We start from the raw sequence: 16,347 nt of genomic DNA on the forward strand, positions 1-16,347 counted from the left end.
TTTTTCGTGACCTTGCAGACTCAACTTCGCCGCCGTGAGGCGGCGACTGGCGTGGATCTTCCCGCCGAACTCTCCCCGCTGTTACGCCGCCTGTATCTCGCCCGCGGTGTGACACAAAGCCAGGAGCTGGAACGCGGCGTTCGCGGCATGCTGCCTTATCAGCAGCTTGATGGCATTGATACCGCCGTTGCCTTGCTGCAAAAAGCGCTGGCTGAGCGTCTGCGTATAATTATCGTCGGTGATTTTGATGCCGATGGCGCAACCAGTACCGCGCTGACGCTGCTGTCGTTACGCAGCATGGGCTGCGGGAATCTGGATTATCTGGTACCTAACCGTTTTGAAGACGGCTATGGCCTCAGCCCGGAAGTGGTTGAACAGGCGGCGTCGCGCGGTGCGGAGCTGATCCTCACCGTTGATAACGGCATTTCTTCCCACGCGGGCGTGACGCTTGCCCACGAAAAAGGCATTCAGGTGCTGGTCACCGATCACCACTTACCGGGCGAAACATTGCCGGATGCCGAAGCGATCATTAACCCGAATCTGGTCGGCTGCGAGTTTCCCTCCAAATCGCTGGCGGGTGTTGGCGTGGCGTTCTACCTGATGCTGGCGCTGCGTAGTGCTTTGCGTGAAAGCGGCTGGTTTGAACAAAACGGTCTGACGATCCCGAATCTGGCGGAACATCTGGATCTGGTGGCGCTCGGCACGGTGGCGGACGTCGTGCCGCTCGATGCCAACAACCGCATCATGGTGTATCAGGGGCTGAACCGTATCCGTGCCGGAAAATGCCGTGCGGGGATCCGGGCGCTGCTGGAAGTGGCCGGGCGCGAAGCCCGTACGCTGTGCGCCAGTGATTTAGGTTTTGCGATCGGGCCACGGCTGAATGCTGCCGGACGTCTCGATGATATGTCGGTGGGTGTGGCGCTGTTACTCAGCGAAGACATCGGGCAGGCGCGTGCGCTGGCCAGCGATTTAGATGCGCTGAACCAGACCCGCCGTGAGATAGAGCAGGGCATGCAGGTCGAAGCACTGGCGCTGTGTGACAAGCTGGAACGCAGTACCGACGCGCTGCCGTTCGGGCTGGCGATGTACCATCCGGAATGGCATCAGGGCGTGGTCGGCATTCTGGCATCTCGCCTGAAAGAGCGCTTTAACCGGCCGGTGATTGCGTTCGCACCGGCGGGTGAAGGCATTCTGAAAGGGTCCGGTCGCTCGATTGCCGGATTGCATATGCGCGATGCGCTGGAGCGCCTCGATACGCTTAATCCCGGTCTGATGATGAAATTCGGCGGACACGCGATGGCCGCCGGTTTGTCGCTGGAAGCCCATAAGTTCGACGAATTTAGAGACAAATTCGCCGGACTGGTCGGGGAATGGCTGGATCCTTCACATCTGGAAGGGGTGGTCTGGTCGGATGGCGAGCTGTCGGCGCGTGAACTGACGATTGATACGGCTGAAATGCTGCGCGACGGCGGCCCGTGGGGGCAGGCGTTCCCGGAACCGACCTTTGACGGCAGGTTCCGTATCCTGCAACAGAAACTGCTGAAAGAGCGTCATCTCAAGCTGATGATTGAACCTGTCGGCGGCGGCCCGTTGCTCGACGGTATTGCTTTTAATATCGATCCGACTTTCTGGCCGGACAGCAGCATCCGCGAAGTGCAACTGGCCTACCGGCTGGATATCAATGAATTTCGGGGAAATCGCAGCGTTCAGTTGATTATCGAACATTTATGGCCGAAATAAGCGATTTTTGCCCGCAATAAACCCTGCAAAAAAACGGCTCCTTGCTATAAAAAGACCGCTAATTCCGTTAGAATCGGCGGTTCGAATGGCATTGGGCCAACTCCGAATCTAACGTAAGACGCGAAAAATCATGTTTGAAATTAATCCGGTTAAAAACCGCATTCAGGACCTGTCCGAGCGGACAGTCGTTCTTCGGGGGTATCTTTGACTATGATGCCAAGAAAGAACGCCTCGAAGAAGTAAACGCCGAGCTGGAACAGCCGGACGTCTGGAACGAGCCAGAACGCGCACAGGCGCTGGGCAAAGAACGTTCCTCACTGGAAGCTATCGTTGAAACTATCGATGAGTTGTTGCAGGGCGCGGAAGATGTGACCGGCCTGCTGGAACTGGCTGTTGAAGCCGATGATGAAGACACCTTCAACGAAACGGTTGCCGAACTCGATGTACTGACCGCCAAACTGGAACAGCTGGAATTCCGCCGCATGTTTTCCGGCGAATACGACAGTGCGAGCTGCTATCTCGATATCCAGGCCGGTTCCGGTGGTACGGAAGCACAGGACTGGGCGAGCATGTTGCTGCGCATGTATTTGCGCTGGGCAGAAGCCAAAGGTTTCAAAACTGAAGTGATCGAAGAGTCCGACGGCGAAGTTGCCGGGCTTAAATCTGCCACCATCAAGATCATCGGCGATTATGCCTTCGGCTGGCTGCGTACGGAAACCGGCGTTCACCGCCTGGTGCGTAAAAGCCCGTTCGATTCCGGCGGCCGTCGCCATACGTCTTTCAGTTCCGCGTTTGTGTATCCGGAAGTGGATGACGATATCGAAATCGAAATTAACCCTGCCGACCTGCGTATCGACGTATACCGCGCGTCAGGTGCGGGTGGTCAGCACGTCAACAAAACGGAATCTGCGGTACGTATTACCCACCTTCCGACCAACATTGTGACCCAGTGTCAGAACGACCGCTCCCAGCATAAAAACAAAGATCAGGCCATGAAGCAGATGCGTGCGAAGCTTTATGAGTATGAAATGCAAAAGAAAAATGCGGACAAACAGCAGCTGGAAGACAACAAGTCTGACATCGGCTGGGGCAGCCAGATTCGTTCTTACGTGCTGGACGATTCGCGTATTAAAGATTTACGCACGGGTGTTGAAACGCGAAATACGCAGGCCGTACTGGATGGCGACCTGGATAAATTCATTGAGGCAAGTTTGAAAGCCGGGTTATGAGGAACCAAAATGTCTGAGCAACAACCAGCAGCGCAAAGCGCAGAAAACGTACCAGATCTTAACAACGAGCTGAAATCTCGTCGTGAGAAGCTGGCTTTACTGCGCGAATCCGGTATCGCTTTCCCTAACGATTTCCGTCGTGACAGCATCTCTGATGAATTGCATGCGAAATATGGCGAAAAGACCAACGAAGAACTGGAAGCATTAAACATCGAAGTCACTGTCGGTGGCCGTATGATGACCCGCCGTATCATGGGCAAGGCGTCTTTCGTGACCCTGCAGGATGTCGGCGGCCGTATCCAGCTTTACGTTGCGCGTGATGACCTTGCAGAAGGCATCTACAACGAGCAATTCAAGAAATGGGATCTGGGCGATATCCTGGGGGCGACCGGTAAACTGTTCAAAACCAAGACCGGCGAACTGTCGATCCATTGTTCTGAACTGCGTCTGCTGACTAAAGCGTTGCGTCCGTTGCCGGACAAATTCCACGGCTTGCAGGATCAGGAAGCGCGTTACCGTCAGCGTTATCTCGACCTGATCGCTAACGAAGATTCCCGTAAAACTTTCAAGATCCGTTCTCAGATCATGTCGGGCATCCGCAGCTTCATGGTGGAAAACGGCTTCATGGAAGTCGAAACCCCGATGATGCAGGTGATCCCTGGCGGCGCGGCGGCGCGTCCGTTCATTACTCACCACAATGCGCTTGATATCGATATGTACCTGCGTATCGCGCCGGAACTGTATCTGAAACGTCTGGTTGTCGGTGGCTTCGATCGTGTATTCGAAATCAACCGTAACTTCCGTAACGAGGGCGTTTCTCCGCGTCACAACCCAGAGTTCACCATGATGGAACTCTACATGGCGTACGCGGATTACAAAGACCTGATCGTTCTGACCGAATCCCTGTTCCGCACCCTGACTGAGTCCGTTCTGGGCAGCAGTGTGGTGCAGTACGGCGATCAGACGTTTGATTTCGGTAAGCCGTTCGCCAAACTCACCATGCGTGAAGCGATCTGCAAATACCGTCCGGAAACTAACGTTGCTGATCTCGACGATCTGGCTAAAGCGACCGCTATCGCAGAATCACTCGGCATCAACATCGAGAAGAGCTGGGGTCTGGGCCGTATCGTGACCGAGATCTTCGAAGAAACCGCCGAAGCACAGCTGATCCAGCCAACCTTCATTACCGAGTATCCGGCAGAAGTTTCTCCGCTGGCGCGCCGTAATGACGTGAACCCTGAAATCACGGACCGTTTCGAGTTCTTCATCGGTGGCCGTGAAATCGGTAACGGGTTCTCTGAGCTTAACGATGCCGAAGATCAGGCACAGCGCTTTGCTGATCAGGTTTCTGCGAAAGATGCCGGCGACGACGAAGCGATGTTCTACGACGAAGACTACGTAACAGCGCTGGAACACGGCCTGCCACCGACCGCCGGTCTGGGCATTGGTATCGACCGTATGGTGATGCTGTTCACCAACAGCCACACCATCCGCGACGTCATCCTGTTCCCGGCAATGCGTCCGCAGACTCAGAAATAAGTTTTCCTCAGAAACAACAAAGGGCGCTCCGGCGCCCTTTTTCATGCTGCAGATCACGCCACATGCTAACTGCTTAAAACTCCAGCGCTTATCCGCAATCACGTCTTGCTCCGCCGTCGTAACCGGTTATAATGCCAGTCGCACACCGATGCGGGTGTAGTTCAATGGTAGAACGAGAGCTTCCCAAGCTCTATACGAGGGTTCGATTCCCTTCACCCGCTCCAGAAGCTTCTGACTTATTAAGAATAACTAAATCAGCAAGTTATCAGGCGTTTGAATCCTCGAATACTCCTTAAAGTATCACCGTGACTTATCCCAGAACTGTCGTGTTTTGGTGTGTGGTTCTGGGAGCATATCAAACCGCTGGCGGTCGTTCCACGTCTTACCGCGATAGCACAACAAGAACTCTATGCCGTTCTAAAGGCTCTAAACTCTCCCAAAGCTCATAGCAGGGCGCATTCAAGCCCGATGTTATTAAACAGGTCTATGGTGGTAACGTACCTGCAAACGTATGCAGGCTCTGCCAGCGGTTCAGCCACGCTTCCTCACGGATACACGGTTATCCTGATAAGACTCTGCTATAGGTTACATTAATGAAGTCGCTCCGCTCCGCATGGTGTATTACCACCAACGGGGCTTTATGGTTTCTATTGGTCCAACTCTTGCGATGGCTCATTTTTAATCGTTCTAAGTTTGAGCATTTCGCTTTTTCCGGAGTCTGTCAGAATCCAAAATAAAGCCATACTCCCGGCTGTAGTCTTGAGGGATTTTATAGAAATTAATCCATAAGCTTGGAGTTGAATGCCAATAGTTTTCAAGTCTTGTGAGATAACAGATGGAGTAGTGCCTCCTTTCCCTAATTTTCTTTGTGCAGCTTCAACTATTATATTAGATACTTTACTTTCTGCTGTGTATTCAGATAAGTAAGGTGAAATAGTATAAAATATATCTCGCCAGGACATTTCTACATTCCACTCCCTTGCCCCTGCTCTGCCAATCTGTTGAGCTGTATAATATGATTTACAAGTAAATTTAAATACACTTTCAATACCCACTAAATTTAGTGACTCAAATTTAATATTATTATTTTTAATGTCAATCAATTCATTTTTCAAAATCTCATAATCTTTCTGAAGTTTTATCATTTCCCGTAAATCAGATTCATTACCTATGCTATTGGCACGTACCCAGCCAACCGCAGGATAAGTCTTTATAGTTTTAGTCATACTTAAGGCCACTAAGCCGGGAAGATCTTTCGCTGTTGACCATGTCTTTCGAAGTCTACCTTTGGAAGCCTTTTCAATAAATAATTCCAATTTATTAACTAGCTCTTCATTTATTTCTGACTTGGAAACTGGTAATTCAGAACGATTCTCATGTGTCAGTACAATAATTTTAATGCCCTTGGAAACAGCATAGTCGAATTCTTTTTCCGTATAACTAAGGCCATCTTCGGCTACGGAACCGTAACGGCCGCCGATGATTAGAAGGTAGTAATCACAATCATCGATTATTTTTTTTATAAACTCCCACTGTTCCTCATCAATAGCCGGAAATAATTCCATCCCAGCGGGAATACAGTCCATTTCCATTAACGTTTGGATAACGTTACTGCGTTCATCCTTTAAATCGGTAAAAGTAGAGCTAACAAATACCTGATATCTTTTATCCATAATAATACTCTTGTAATTAATTATATTATGATCTACACCAAGAGTCGCAGGGAGAGAATTATCTCTCCCTGCGAGATATTAACCTGCTTTAGAATAAGAGTCGCGAACGCCATCACTGTAACCATCAGCAAACGCAGCATGCGGACTTTTATGGCGAACAATCCCAGCTTGGCTAAATGGAAGAGTATTTAAATCTAAGGATGCACGACATGTTCGAGTTAAACCCAGTGCGTAGCCTTGATCATAAGCACAACCACTGCATTTATGACGGCCCATGCCACCCTGATCATGTGGCAATCTAGCTAGAGATTCATCGTAACGATGTTGGTGAGTACAAATAGTCATGTTGAATACCTTAATGTTTGATTTGAAATCAACTTTTAGTTGAGATCAACTTTTAGGTTGCAAGTTTATTTGCATGACTCGATTAGCATGACTACAATCCGACTGTTGAATGTAGGAAGTAGGTGCAGCTTTATCAATTAACTAAAAATTTGGCGATTTTTAGTGATCACGCATCTTAAATAGGCTGAATTCACTATTGTGGATTCGGCCTTTTTGCTTAAGAGCACAACATGTAGTGGTGCTAGCTCAAGTAATGATCAAGATAGTGACTGAATGGCCCTTTGGCAAGTGAAGATAATGACCAGATTTGTGGATAACTTGGGGAGAAATTAACGGGCCAAGGCTGCGGAGTCCGCCGTTGCTGGCGCGACAAACCTGTCAATATCTGAGATGCGATTTTCTTATATTTTTACGAAAGGTGATCGACTGCCGGTTTATTAAACATTAGAAAAAAACGCTATATTGATCTTAATTACTATTCTAAAAAATCATATTGGCGCGGCGGTACACTCCAGAAGCCTAAAAATAGTATTTTATCTAATGCTTCCTAGTGAAGTTTTTTGAAAAAGTCCATTCAGCAAACGCTTTGCTTCCTATCTTAGTTAACCTATTAATTGTCTTTTTACACTTATGCCAAGTGCGAACTAAATTTTATTATTTCTAAATGAGTGAGTTCCTCCACTTATGCTGCCTCGCTTGCCCCCGTAGCCTTCTGCTACCTGTCTACTTTCCTCCTTTTCTGTGCAATTTTGTGGGCTTAAGTTGTTCTTTACACATCAATATAAGCTTTGCTCCTATCTCATTTGAGTACACACCATCGATAGGTAAGTACTGCATTGTATCAACTATCAAATAAGGCTTGTTGTAACTCTAATGATAGACTATCGTTAGGGTGACTTAATTGGTATTTAGGGTGACAGCATGAGCAAGTTTGGTTACATACGAGTATCAACCGCAGAGCAGAACACAGCACGTCAGGAAGCAGCATTGGAGCCGCTGTGTGATGAGCTTGTAATAGATAAGGTATCAGGCAAGAGCACTGACAGACCGCAGTTACAACTCTTGTTACAGCGTGTGCGTACTGGTGATGAAGTGATAGTGAAGAGTGTTGATCGTCTGGCACGTAACACTAAGGATCTCCTCACAATATTAGATGAGCTGCTAGCCGCTGGTGTTACGGTTCGATTCATTGATAACGGAATGGAGTTCTCAGAAAACCCAACATCCCGATTCATGATCACTATGTTGGGTGCAGTTGGCGAGTTAGAGCGTAGCTTCATCCGTCAACGCCAGTCAGAAGGAATTGCAGTTGCTAAGACAGAGGGCAAGTTCAAAGGTCGCAGCAAGAACAGCGTGTTACGACAAGAGGTGCAGAAGCTACTCGAACGCGGCTTAAACAATGATGAGGTCGCTAAGCTGGCTGGTTGTGGCGTTGCAACCGTGTACCGTATTAAACGTGAACTCAACTCAGAACCCAGTAATACATAGTACTGTAACTGTCTGTTTTTACTGTAAAGGTACTTAGAATAGCACTCTTAGGGGAAGAGGGGGACACCGCATAGGTGTTTAGGGTGCCCACTTAAAGGGGAGATGATAAGACTGTGTTCCCACCTGAGTATAATAGAGAGAATATTCAACCTGTGATTTATGAAATCACAAGTCGGATGAGCTTTCCCCATCAGCCATTCTGAGCAAGCCGAATAAACCCAAATGTAGAATCGCCAAGGTACATCACACTTAAGTGGTGCGCGTAGTTGCGTCTGGATATCGTGGGGTTTCGGTGGAGGAAAGCATGTTTCAACTAGATGAATATGAATTACCAAAGCAGTTTAGTACCGATACCACACCGCCAGATCTTACAAAGATGGACGTACACTTTTGGGGCATGTTTCAACGTGGCTGGATTCCCTCAGCCAATGACTTACAAGCCCATTCACTAAAAGCACTGCACGGACGCTATAAGGATCTACACGGGCGAGATGATATGAAGACAGCGATAGCGGACAAGCTACGTGCTGAGAGCGCTATCAGACGTATTGCAATGCAGAATCCTAACCGAATTAGCCTGAACCAATCACAGGTTACGCTCGCGGTAAAAACCTCGCTTGATGTTTACCACACAGGCGAGACTCAACCTAGCATCAATATTGTACGTGACCTTTTACCCGGAAAGGAAGTTAAGCCCGTGATGAGTCGCCCACAACAGCGTAAACGTATGAAGAAAGCCCTCAAAGCAAATGCCAGCCACCCCGCAGTAATAACAGCAGTTGCACAGGGAAATCCTATCCGCATGGATGCAGACACCCTGAGTTCCGGCCTAATGAGCCTCCAGAATGCTGCTATGGTTGTGCGCAAGCTGAATGACCATGAACAACGTCTTGCTGATATGGAAGCCCGCATGAAAGAGCTGGAAGCGTTTAAAGCCAGCACTGAGAAGCGTCACGCAATCGAGGATGCAGGACAAACGCCAGAGCAACGCGTCATCGAGTTACGCAAGCAGGGCCTAGGTTATAAAGCGATTCATTCAGCCACGGGGGTTCCTGCCAGTACCGTGCGCGATATGTGCAAGCGCAATTCGATTTAATGCCAGTATGGGTGTGGGCATCCGCACCCACCCGCACCCCCTGAACACCAAGAAAGTCTTATATATAAATATATATGTAACCCTTCTGCTTAAAAATACTCAGCCCCGCTGGGTACGCCCCTCCCCCCCCACCAATCCTGTCCGTACGCACTATCTACAAAAGGAGTTACCCATGCCGATTCGTCAACCGAGTCACATACCAAGCCGTGTCTCAGGCAAAGCCAATACAACCTTTACTTACGTTGAACGCCAGACCATTCAGGACATTGCCCAGCGGATGCGAGGAGCGAATAAAAACCAACATACTGAGTTACAAGCAGCCCTAGATCATCTGGTAGGAGATCGCGACTTAACCCCAGCAGATGCCCGCCTAATTGCTGTACACGCTGCTTACGGAGCTGCTGACGGAAAAACAGGAGAAACAGGCGGCAATGATGCTTGGCAATCTCTTATCCCGACCCTGACAGACTCTGACTAATACTGCCTGAGTCGAGCTAGAACTAACCAAACCAAAAGGAAAATCATGAATAATCAATCCAGTAGCAACAAGAAAGTCACTGTTTTACCTACTCCCGACGCAGTGGTACATGCCGCTGTTGATGTTAAATCGACTGAGCAAACACAAAGCACTACTTCTCAGGTAACCGGTACGGATGCCTCTGCGCGTGCTCACGCAGGCCGTGGGGCTGTGCTTTCTGCATTAGAGTACGCGAGTAGTGTTGATGCAGCAGAGGGCATACAGGATCTTCCAGAGCTGTTCAAAGCGGTTGACTACCCGGCTGATGGATTGTCCCACGGCTACCGAAGTACTGCATACGGCCGCATTCGATTAGACCTGCGCGATATCACCCGCGACTGGCAGATTCATACTCAGAATGACCTTGATGATTTGTTGGGTGTGATTGCATCCGAGCTGGTCAATAAGATGAATCACCAGAAGCGTCACAATATCAATCGCATTGAGAATAACCGACTTCAAACGTTGGCTGATAAAGCTGCTGCGGATTACAAGGTAATTGCGGATGGTTACATTCAGCAGTATCTACTTAGAAAGCGTTTCTCTGAGCCAGAAGTGCAAGAGCTTTTACAGATGGTAGCTGATAACAAAATTGGCTTTGTTCGTGGCATTGTCGGTTCAGGTATCGACGTGCAGGCTGTACACGCAAGTATCGGTACTAATTGGAAAGCAGCGGCGGACGAATGGGCGAATAACACTACGCAAGCTGGCTCGTGCTCATTCAGCACCGGCGCCACCGATAACGTAGATGGTACATCATTTATTCTACAGGTTCGCCCTGCGGGTAAATGGATTCTGTCAGCGTGGGCCGATGGTTCATGGTATCCGCTTCAAGCCTCACCAGTTGCCCTACCTGATGCACTATCTGACCGCGCCGTCATTGATTCCATACGTGAAGCCCAGACTAAGCCCCGCCCAGTTACAGGTGATATCTTCATGGATGAATTGCAGTATGAACATTAATCCCTTGCCGAACGGGCGACACCCGACAAATCGAGAGCTGCAACTGATGCGTCTGGGGTATCCAGAGTATCAGCAACGACTCCTCAGCATTCACAAGAGTAACCCCCTGCGGTACAGCGCAATTATGGATGGACGTAAACGGTTCTACCAACCGAACTGGTCATGCCCTACCTGTTTAAACTCTGAACGTTACACAAGAAATCTGGCCTGTGCTTACTGTGCAGGGCAGCGCGTCCGCTTGTGTTTCACCATCCTCGAAGGTGGATTATCTGTGTACAAGCCAACCTCAGAGGAGCGCTCTGAAATGTACCAGCAGCGTAAGCAGAAACTCATTTATAAACGGGATTTTAATCAGCGTCTGAAATTACTGGGTGATATCCGATGTGGTGGGTGGGAGTTCCGCTGCGGTGAATTCATTGGAAAGAACCTTTCTGGAATTCAAGTTCAGATATCGCTGCATGAGCCTGACGCCTTCACAGTGCGGACTCTTTGCAAGCAGGATGCGAGCTTTGAATCCATCTGGAGTTACGTGCATGACCATTTAAGAATCCCCGATACAACCGGTAGAACAACCGGCACAACTAAATAACCCCAGCGCCATTGCTGGGAGGAGACAGTATGCGAACTGAAACAAAACCAGCAGTAAGTGTCATTACCCCAAAGAAAATCCGTCGCTCGCGTTCCCGTGCGGTATCAGTACAACAGGCGGCGCGGTTTAACGCTGTGCTTTCACTGTGTGATAAATCCCCTTCGGGGCTTGTCTGGAAGGAGTGGAATAGAGGTGTTGGTGCTCGCAGTCGGGAGTGCGGCGAAACAGCCGGTTGTGAGAAAAGAAATTATCCAGGAATTTATCTCGTGGGGCTTGACGGCCAGCGGTGGTACAGCCGCGTTGTGGTTTCTGCATTAAAAGCATTGCATGAGGCTCATAATGGCAACTTATAACGAGGTACCTATAGTACGTACTCTGGAAGAACAGTTCTTATTAGCGGATGACTCACCCTCTGGCCTGCGGCATTGGGCGGGCGGGTGGATTGGCCCCGTTGCTGGTACCCCGTGCAATGTGTTCTACCCGTACTCGGAGGCTGAGCGCTTTGCTGGTCAGCATCTCTGCCCGATGGATTATGAGGTTCGTGTCCAGACCGGTTGGAATGTAGTAGATCTCGGTTTCACATACGACTGTTACGCACAGTACGAGGTGCTACCGGCCACGTCCGTGCGCGAGTATCTCGAGCTTGTTCGCGAAATAGAACTACTTACTGCAATAGTGCTGATAGGTCGCACCCACTAGTAGACCTGTACCGCCCCAGAACTTTCTTTCCCATAATTTAAATAGACAACTCACAAACTCATTTGGTGGGCTGCTGCATGATCATAAGGAATTCGGATGAGTATATTCCCTAAAGAAATAACTGAAATACTGGCTGATGTGCTGGCTCCTGATGTGCATTCACCTAGCGGCCTTGTTTGGAAATCTTCCGTAGCTAATAGGATTAAAATTCACGGTTATGCTGGTACTCACGGCAAAGATGGCTATTGGGCTGTACAGATTAAGGGTAAGAAACTGGCAGCTCATCGTGTGTTGTGGTGGTTATTAAATGGGGAGATTCCTGTGGGGCAATGCATTGACCATATAGACGGTAACAGAGGAAACAACAGGCCGGAGAATCTGCGACTTTGTACGCGTGCTCAGAATAACTGGAACACTCATAAAAGGACTGGCAGGCTGCCGAAAGGAATTACCGCTGTTGGGGAAGCGTACCACGCACAGGTACAGACTAACGGCACCCGCTGGCGCGCACGCTCCAGAAATCTGGACACACTGACCAGAGCTGTGCAGGCGGTGCGGGCACAAATGCATGGCAACTTCACTTGTCATGGATAACGCGGGTGGAATTGTGCCTCAATCAAAGCCAATTAGGAAAGAAGCAAGCTGCACATCACGTCATGGTTCCCAGAAGGAACTAGTGACCACCCAGAAGGCGTTAAGCACTTGTTTCACTTTGATTCAGGTTTTAAGGAGCGGTGAATATATTTCACTAGGCGGGAATTATAATTAATTTTCGTCAACATTTACATACCCCGCCTTTAATAATTCCTGTACCAGTTTTGAAATTTCAGTTTCTTCAAGGTCACACAGCGGAAATTCATCTTTAGTGGATAACCTTTCCCTTATTGACTCAACTGCTGTGATGCATTCATTCTCTATGTTTGTTAGATAAACTTTTCGGCCATCGGTAACATCACCATATTCATTGAAGCTTTCAGAAATAATCATCATATCCCATTCACGGGAATGGTCGGTGCTGTCATAAATAAAAGGGAGTGCTTTTTTATTACTAGTCGATGTATTGATATCCTTTACTCGTTGGCTACCGGCTGGTTCTTTTATGTTGGGGTGCATTCCGAACAGGCATTGTACATGAAATGTTATCCAAGCTAGCGGCACCAACGCTACCCAGAAAACGCCTACGATAGCAGCTATGATTAATATTACTGTCAAAGCATTAACCAGCCATAATGAAGTTATCACTAATACCTCTCTAAACGGTCTGTATGACGTTGTGACCGTGTCCGTTTTTTTATCGATCTAGTTGTACTCTTATACGAATAAAAGGCTATAGCGGCCTTCTGAGATTACTCTCAGGACAGAGTTACACGGCGCGAGCGTCCCCGCTACTTCTGTGCATTCAATATATAACCTGTGCATTATCCAAGTGAGTCGTCAGTCGCCCCATCGTTTCCCATTCTCTTCGACTGTATATGGGATATTGGGATTTCCAGCTTTCCATAAACGTAAGAATAAACTTATGTGCTTTGAGCAGGGGCCGGGATGTGCCGAAATACCATCCGTTGTTTCTATGATGCACGCGTTTGTGGTTTCTGGAGTTGGATTTTTTACAGGATATACGCTGAACGTATCAATAAACCGAATTGTTACAGAACCCAAATCACTGGCAGATACTGCCACCGCACTAAATGATAGACCTAGTGCTAAAACTACTGTCTTCATACAACCCCATGCTTGGCAAGTTAGATAATTGATTACACGGGTCATTCTGGCAGCAATGGGGTCTCATTGATAATTGGTTTGATAGATCAATATCACCTTATCGATCGTCAAAAACGATCGGTTGGAACAGTTCAAAAATAGTGCGATTTTTATGCTTTTGGTTCTGAGGAAAGCGAAGATTGTTATCTTAATAGCAGAGGGTCTAGTCAAGACAACTGAACTGCGGATACGGGTATAATAAAAAGGGAGGCCAAAGCCTCCCCTTTGCGCATAGGTAACTCAGCGTTTTTTGTCGGACTGCGAAACAACTGTTCCGGCAAGAGTGCGCGTTAAAGCAGCGGAACGAGGGTTATCCAAAGCTGCTGACGCTTTAGATTCCATTGAAGCACCCGTTTGTTTACTTGTGCCCGATTGTGCAAGAGCGGAACCAGCTAAGCTTCTTTGGAGTGCTGACGCGTTAGGGTTATTAAGAGTTTGTGCAGCCTGAGAGGCCACTGATTTAGAGGTTTGCTTTGAATTTGCCATCTTTAGACGCCTTATCGTTATTGAAGGGTTTTTCACTGCATGTGGTGTTTTTTATAAATACAAACACTACATGTAGATTTGACTGTATATCTAAACAGCGGCCAGATCAAAGCTAATTTGGGTTAAAACCTCAAAAAGATTCAGCCCTTCTTTTTAAAGGAGGTATCCCTTTGATAATCCACTAGTTCAATGATCCGTTTTAATTCTTCAAGCTCAGCACCTTGACTATAAATCTGTTTAGCTAGTGTCTTCTGTGAATGTCCGACTAGTGCAGCTATCCGACTGTCGTCGATGTTTTGCCTGTCCAAACAAGTGATGAACATTCCCCTTAAGCTGTGAAAACATTGCCTGTCTGTAGCATTGGGCAATACCTCATTTCTTAACCGTGTAAATTGCTGACTGAACCACGGCCCACGCTTGGCATCTGCTCTTTTGATGGCGTTTGCTTTAGTCAGCAGGTATCGCCCATATTGCCCTTGCTCATTTATTCGTATGTACTTCTCAATTATGTTCGTCAATGCAGAATGAATCGGCACAAGCCTGATGCCTGCTTTTGTTTTAGATGCCTTTACTCGCAGGCACCTTACACCGTCAATTTCCTGCACGTCAGAGATCTCCAGAGAAGCGATCTCATTCAAGCGCATGCCTGAGTACCACCCAATCAAAATAACGTCCTGTAGATCTTCTGAGGCCGTTTTAATTAAGGTAGTGATCTCTTCATCTGTGAAAGGCTGATAGCTTTTAACTGTACTCTTAGCCTCAAGCCGATGACCAGTAAACGGAGAAGCGTCGGGGATGTCGTCATAGCAGCGGCGTGCATATTCATAAATTGAATTCAATCCTGATAGGTAATTCTGGATTGTCTGGACTGATTTATTCGACTTTAGTTCACGTACGAACCGTGTCACATCGGTACGGGTGATATTCACTAAAAGGATGTCTCCCACTCCAATCTGTGCCAGAAATAATTTTGTAGAAAGGGCGTGCTTACTCAACGTGCTAGGGCTTCGAGTATTTCTGTACTCAGCTAGATACTCACTAGTCACGGCTTGCAGCATTACCAGTGCGGCAGGGGACATAGCGCATGTTTGACCGAGTTTTTGTACAGCTAGAATGGCTCGATTTAACGCCGCGGTTTCAGTATCAATAGAATGCTTTTCTTTAACGTGGTTCCACTCCACAACTAATTGGTCGCGTACTTTTCTGGCCTTATGAACATCACGCTGCCCAGTGCTTTTTCTGAAAAGGAGCCGCCCGTTTGTTAAATGCCGCATATGCTTAGGCACTGATATTTGAAACATCCAAATGCCTGACTCGTGTTTGTACAGGTACTGATTACGTGCATTGCTGCCCATAGCGTTATCCCATTCTCTGATGTAATATTCACGGCATCAGCAATGGGATTAGGCACTTAGCGACTACTTTAACAGTACCTGTATTCGATTCCCTTCACCCGCTCCAAAAGCTTCTTCCCCAAATCTGTTCAATATCCCAAAAAATTCACTGGTCAATCCCGCTTATTCGTATTTTCTGTACGACGTTTCTGCGCATCCAAATTTTTGAATCAAAAACTAAAAACGATGCAAAGCAGCTGCCTATACTGCGCAGGGAGAGAAGAAACATGAAGGCTTTCAAGCACGGTTGCTGAGTAAGAATTTGGCCAGCTCCCTCCCCTGCGAAGAGGAGGGTTGGGGTGGGGTATTAAGGTCAGATCGCAATGCGGAAATATCGACTGTTTTAGGGTTTGCTAAACCCCCTCCCAGCCTCCCCCTTCGCAGGGCTGTCTCTTATACACATCTCAAATTACGGGGAAATGGCCGTAATTTGAGAAATATAGCTTACTGATTTTAAAAGAAATATTTTCGAGTTACTCAAGCGCGAGCTTAAAATAATTCTCTTATAAAACAACAGTATAGAGACTTGTGTATAAGAGACAGTCGCAGGGGGAGGAGCACACTTGCAATCCCTGCAACTCCTTGCAAACCATTAAATTTATCTGGAATCATCACCTCAGTTTCGTTCTTTGCCACTGGGTTTAGCTACGCGCTTTACGCTATAGTCGCGTCGCTGCGGTAAAATCTGCAGCCGGGCGTGAGAACTCGAAATCTACTGGAAAACGGCACAGTTTCTGTTGTGCATAAACATCAGCTTAGAATGGAGTTCTCAATGAAAATACTTCAGTTTCCCACCTTTCTCCCTTTCCCACATTCCCCTGTGATCCT

At 47.9% G+C, this 16,347-nt stretch carries 16 protein-coding genes and 1 tRNA gene; 11 read left to right on the plus strand and 6 right to left on the minus strand.

The annotated features are described in order from the left end of the window. Window positions 1-6 precede the first annotated feature (6 nt). From recJ to RAHAQ2_RS03970, 4 genes are all read left to right on the plus strand, one after another. Window positions 7-1,740 carry a single-stranded-DNA-specific exonuclease RecJ gene (recJ, locus tag RAHAQ2_RS03955; RefSeq protein WP_015696002.1) on the plus strand — a complete coding sequence of 578 codons (1,734 nt, stop codon included), beginning with the start codon at window positions 7-9 and terminating at the stop codon, window positions 1,738-1,740. A gap of 130 nt (window positions 1,741-1,870) precedes the next feature. After that, window positions 1,871-2,969 (plus strand): peptide chain release factor 2 gene (gene prfB / locus RAHAQ2_RS03960; RefSeq protein WP_015696003.1). Its coding sequence is split into 2 segments (ribosomal slippage): window positions 1,871-1,945 and window positions 1,947-2,969, totalling 1,098 coding nucleotides; the frame shifts between segments, so codons are not numbered across the junction. A 9-nt stretch (window positions 2,970-2,978) separates the two neighbouring features. Next, a complete protein-coding gene (gene lysS, locus RAHAQ2_RS03965) occupies window positions 2,979-4,508 on the plus strand; it encodes a lysine--tRNA ligase (protein WP_015696004.1) in 1,530 nt (509 codons plus the stop codon). 150 nt (window positions 4,509-4,658) lie between these two features. Further along, window positions 4,659-4,732: transfer RNA gene (locus RAHAQ2_RS03970), tRNA-Gly, on the plus strand. 423 nt (window positions 4,733-5,155) lie between these two features. Here RAHAQ2_RS03970 and RAHAQ2_RS03975 read toward each other — a convergent pair. Then, window positions 5,156-6,181: a DUF4062 domain-containing protein gene (locus RAHAQ2_RS03975; protein WP_015696005.1), complete on the minus strand. Its 1,026-nt coding sequence runs from the start codon at window positions 6,179-6,181 to the stop codon at window positions 5,156-5,158. Between the two features lie 78 nt (window positions 6,182-6,259). Further along, on the minus strand, window positions 6,260-6,526 hold the full coding sequence (locus tag RAHAQ2_RS24790; RefSeq protein WP_015696006.1) for a hypothetical protein: 267 nt from the start codon (window positions 6,524-6,526) through the stop codon (window positions 6,260-6,262). A 921-nt stretch (window positions 6,527-7,447) separates the two neighbouring features. On the opposite strand from RAHAQ2_RS24790, the gene RAHAQ2_RS03980 reads away from it, so the two are divergent. The 7 genes from RAHAQ2_RS03980 (at window position 7,448) to RAHAQ2_RS04010 (ending at window position 12,472) form a co-directional block, all read left to right on the plus strand. Further along, window positions 7,448-8,014, plus strand: coding sequence for a recombinase family protein (locus tag RAHAQ2_RS03980; protein WP_015696007.1), 567 nt, complete (start codon window positions 7,448-7,450; stop codon window positions 8,012-8,014). Between the two features lie 304 nt (window positions 8,015-8,318). Then, entirely contained in the window at window positions 8,319-9,110 is a 792-nt protein-coding gene (locus RAHAQ2_RS03985; protein ID WP_015696008.1) for a hypothetical protein, read from the plus strand. A gap of 172 nt (window positions 9,111-9,282) precedes the next feature. Beyond that, window positions 9,283-9,588: a hypothetical protein gene (locus RAHAQ2_RS03990; RefSeq protein WP_015696009.1), complete on the plus strand. Its 306-nt coding sequence runs from the start codon at window positions 9,283-9,285 to the stop codon at window positions 9,586-9,588. A 45-nt stretch (window positions 9,589-9,633) separates the two neighbouring features. Further along, window positions 9,634-10,590, plus strand: a complete 957-nt coding sequence (locus tag RAHAQ2_RS03995; protein ID WP_015696010.1) for a hypothetical protein — start codon at window positions 9,634-9,636, stop codon at window positions 10,588-10,590. Continuing rightward, on the plus strand, window positions 10,580-11,179 hold the full coding sequence (locus RAHAQ2_RS25450) for a hypothetical protein (RefSeq protein ID WP_148267113.1): 600 nt from the start codon (window positions 10,580-10,582) through the stop codon (window positions 11,177-11,179). The genes RAHAQ2_RS03995 and RAHAQ2_RS25450 overlap by 11 nt, the downstream gene beginning before the upstream one ends. A 29-nt stretch (window positions 11,180-11,208) precedes the next feature. Beyond that, window positions 11,209-11,532, plus strand: coding sequence for a hypothetical protein (locus RAHAQ2_RS25455; protein ID WP_015696012.1), 324 nt, complete (start codon window positions 11,209-11,211; stop codon window positions 11,530-11,532). Window positions 11,533-11,974: 442 nt separating this feature from the next. After that, window positions 11,975-12,472: an HNH endonuclease gene (locus tag RAHAQ2_RS04010; protein WP_015696014.1), complete on the plus strand. Its 498-nt coding sequence runs from the start codon at window positions 11,975-11,977 to the stop codon at window positions 12,470-12,472. Window positions 12,473-12,643: 171 nt separating this feature from the next. Here RAHAQ2_RS04010 and RAHAQ2_RS04015 read toward each other — a convergent pair whose 3' ends face one another. From RAHAQ2_RS04015 to RAHAQ2_RS04020, 4 genes are all read right to left on the minus strand, one after another. Continuing rightward, complete coding sequence (locus RAHAQ2_RS04015; protein WP_015696015.1) at window positions 12,644-13,120, minus strand: hypothetical protein; 477 nt, start codon at window positions 13,118-13,120, stop codon at window positions 12,644-12,646. Window positions 13,121-13,312: 192 nt separating this feature from the next. After that, entirely contained in the window at window positions 13,313-13,600 is a 288-nt protein-coding gene (locus RAHAQ2_RS25460; RefSeq protein WP_148267114.1) for a hypothetical protein, read from the minus strand. Window positions 13,601-13,879: 279 nt separating this feature from the next. Next, window positions 13,880-14,125: a hypothetical protein gene (locus RAHAQ2_RS24795; protein ID WP_015696016.1), complete on the minus strand. Its 246-nt coding sequence runs from the start codon at window positions 14,123-14,125 to the stop codon at window positions 13,880-13,882. Between the two features lie 140 nt (window positions 14,126-14,265). Beyond that, window positions 14,266-15,480, minus strand: a complete 1,215-nt coding sequence (locus RAHAQ2_RS04020) for a site-specific integrase (protein ID WP_015696017.1) — start codon at window positions 15,478-15,480, stop codon at window positions 14,266-14,268. Between the last annotated feature and the right edge of the window lie 867 nt (window positions 15,481-16,347).

It is taken from the genome of Rahnella aquatilis CIP 78.65 = ATCC 33071, from assembly GCF_000241955.1.
GTDB lineage: Bacteria > Pseudomonadota > Gammaproteobacteria > Enterobacterales > Enterobacteriaceae > Rahnella > Rahnella aquatilis.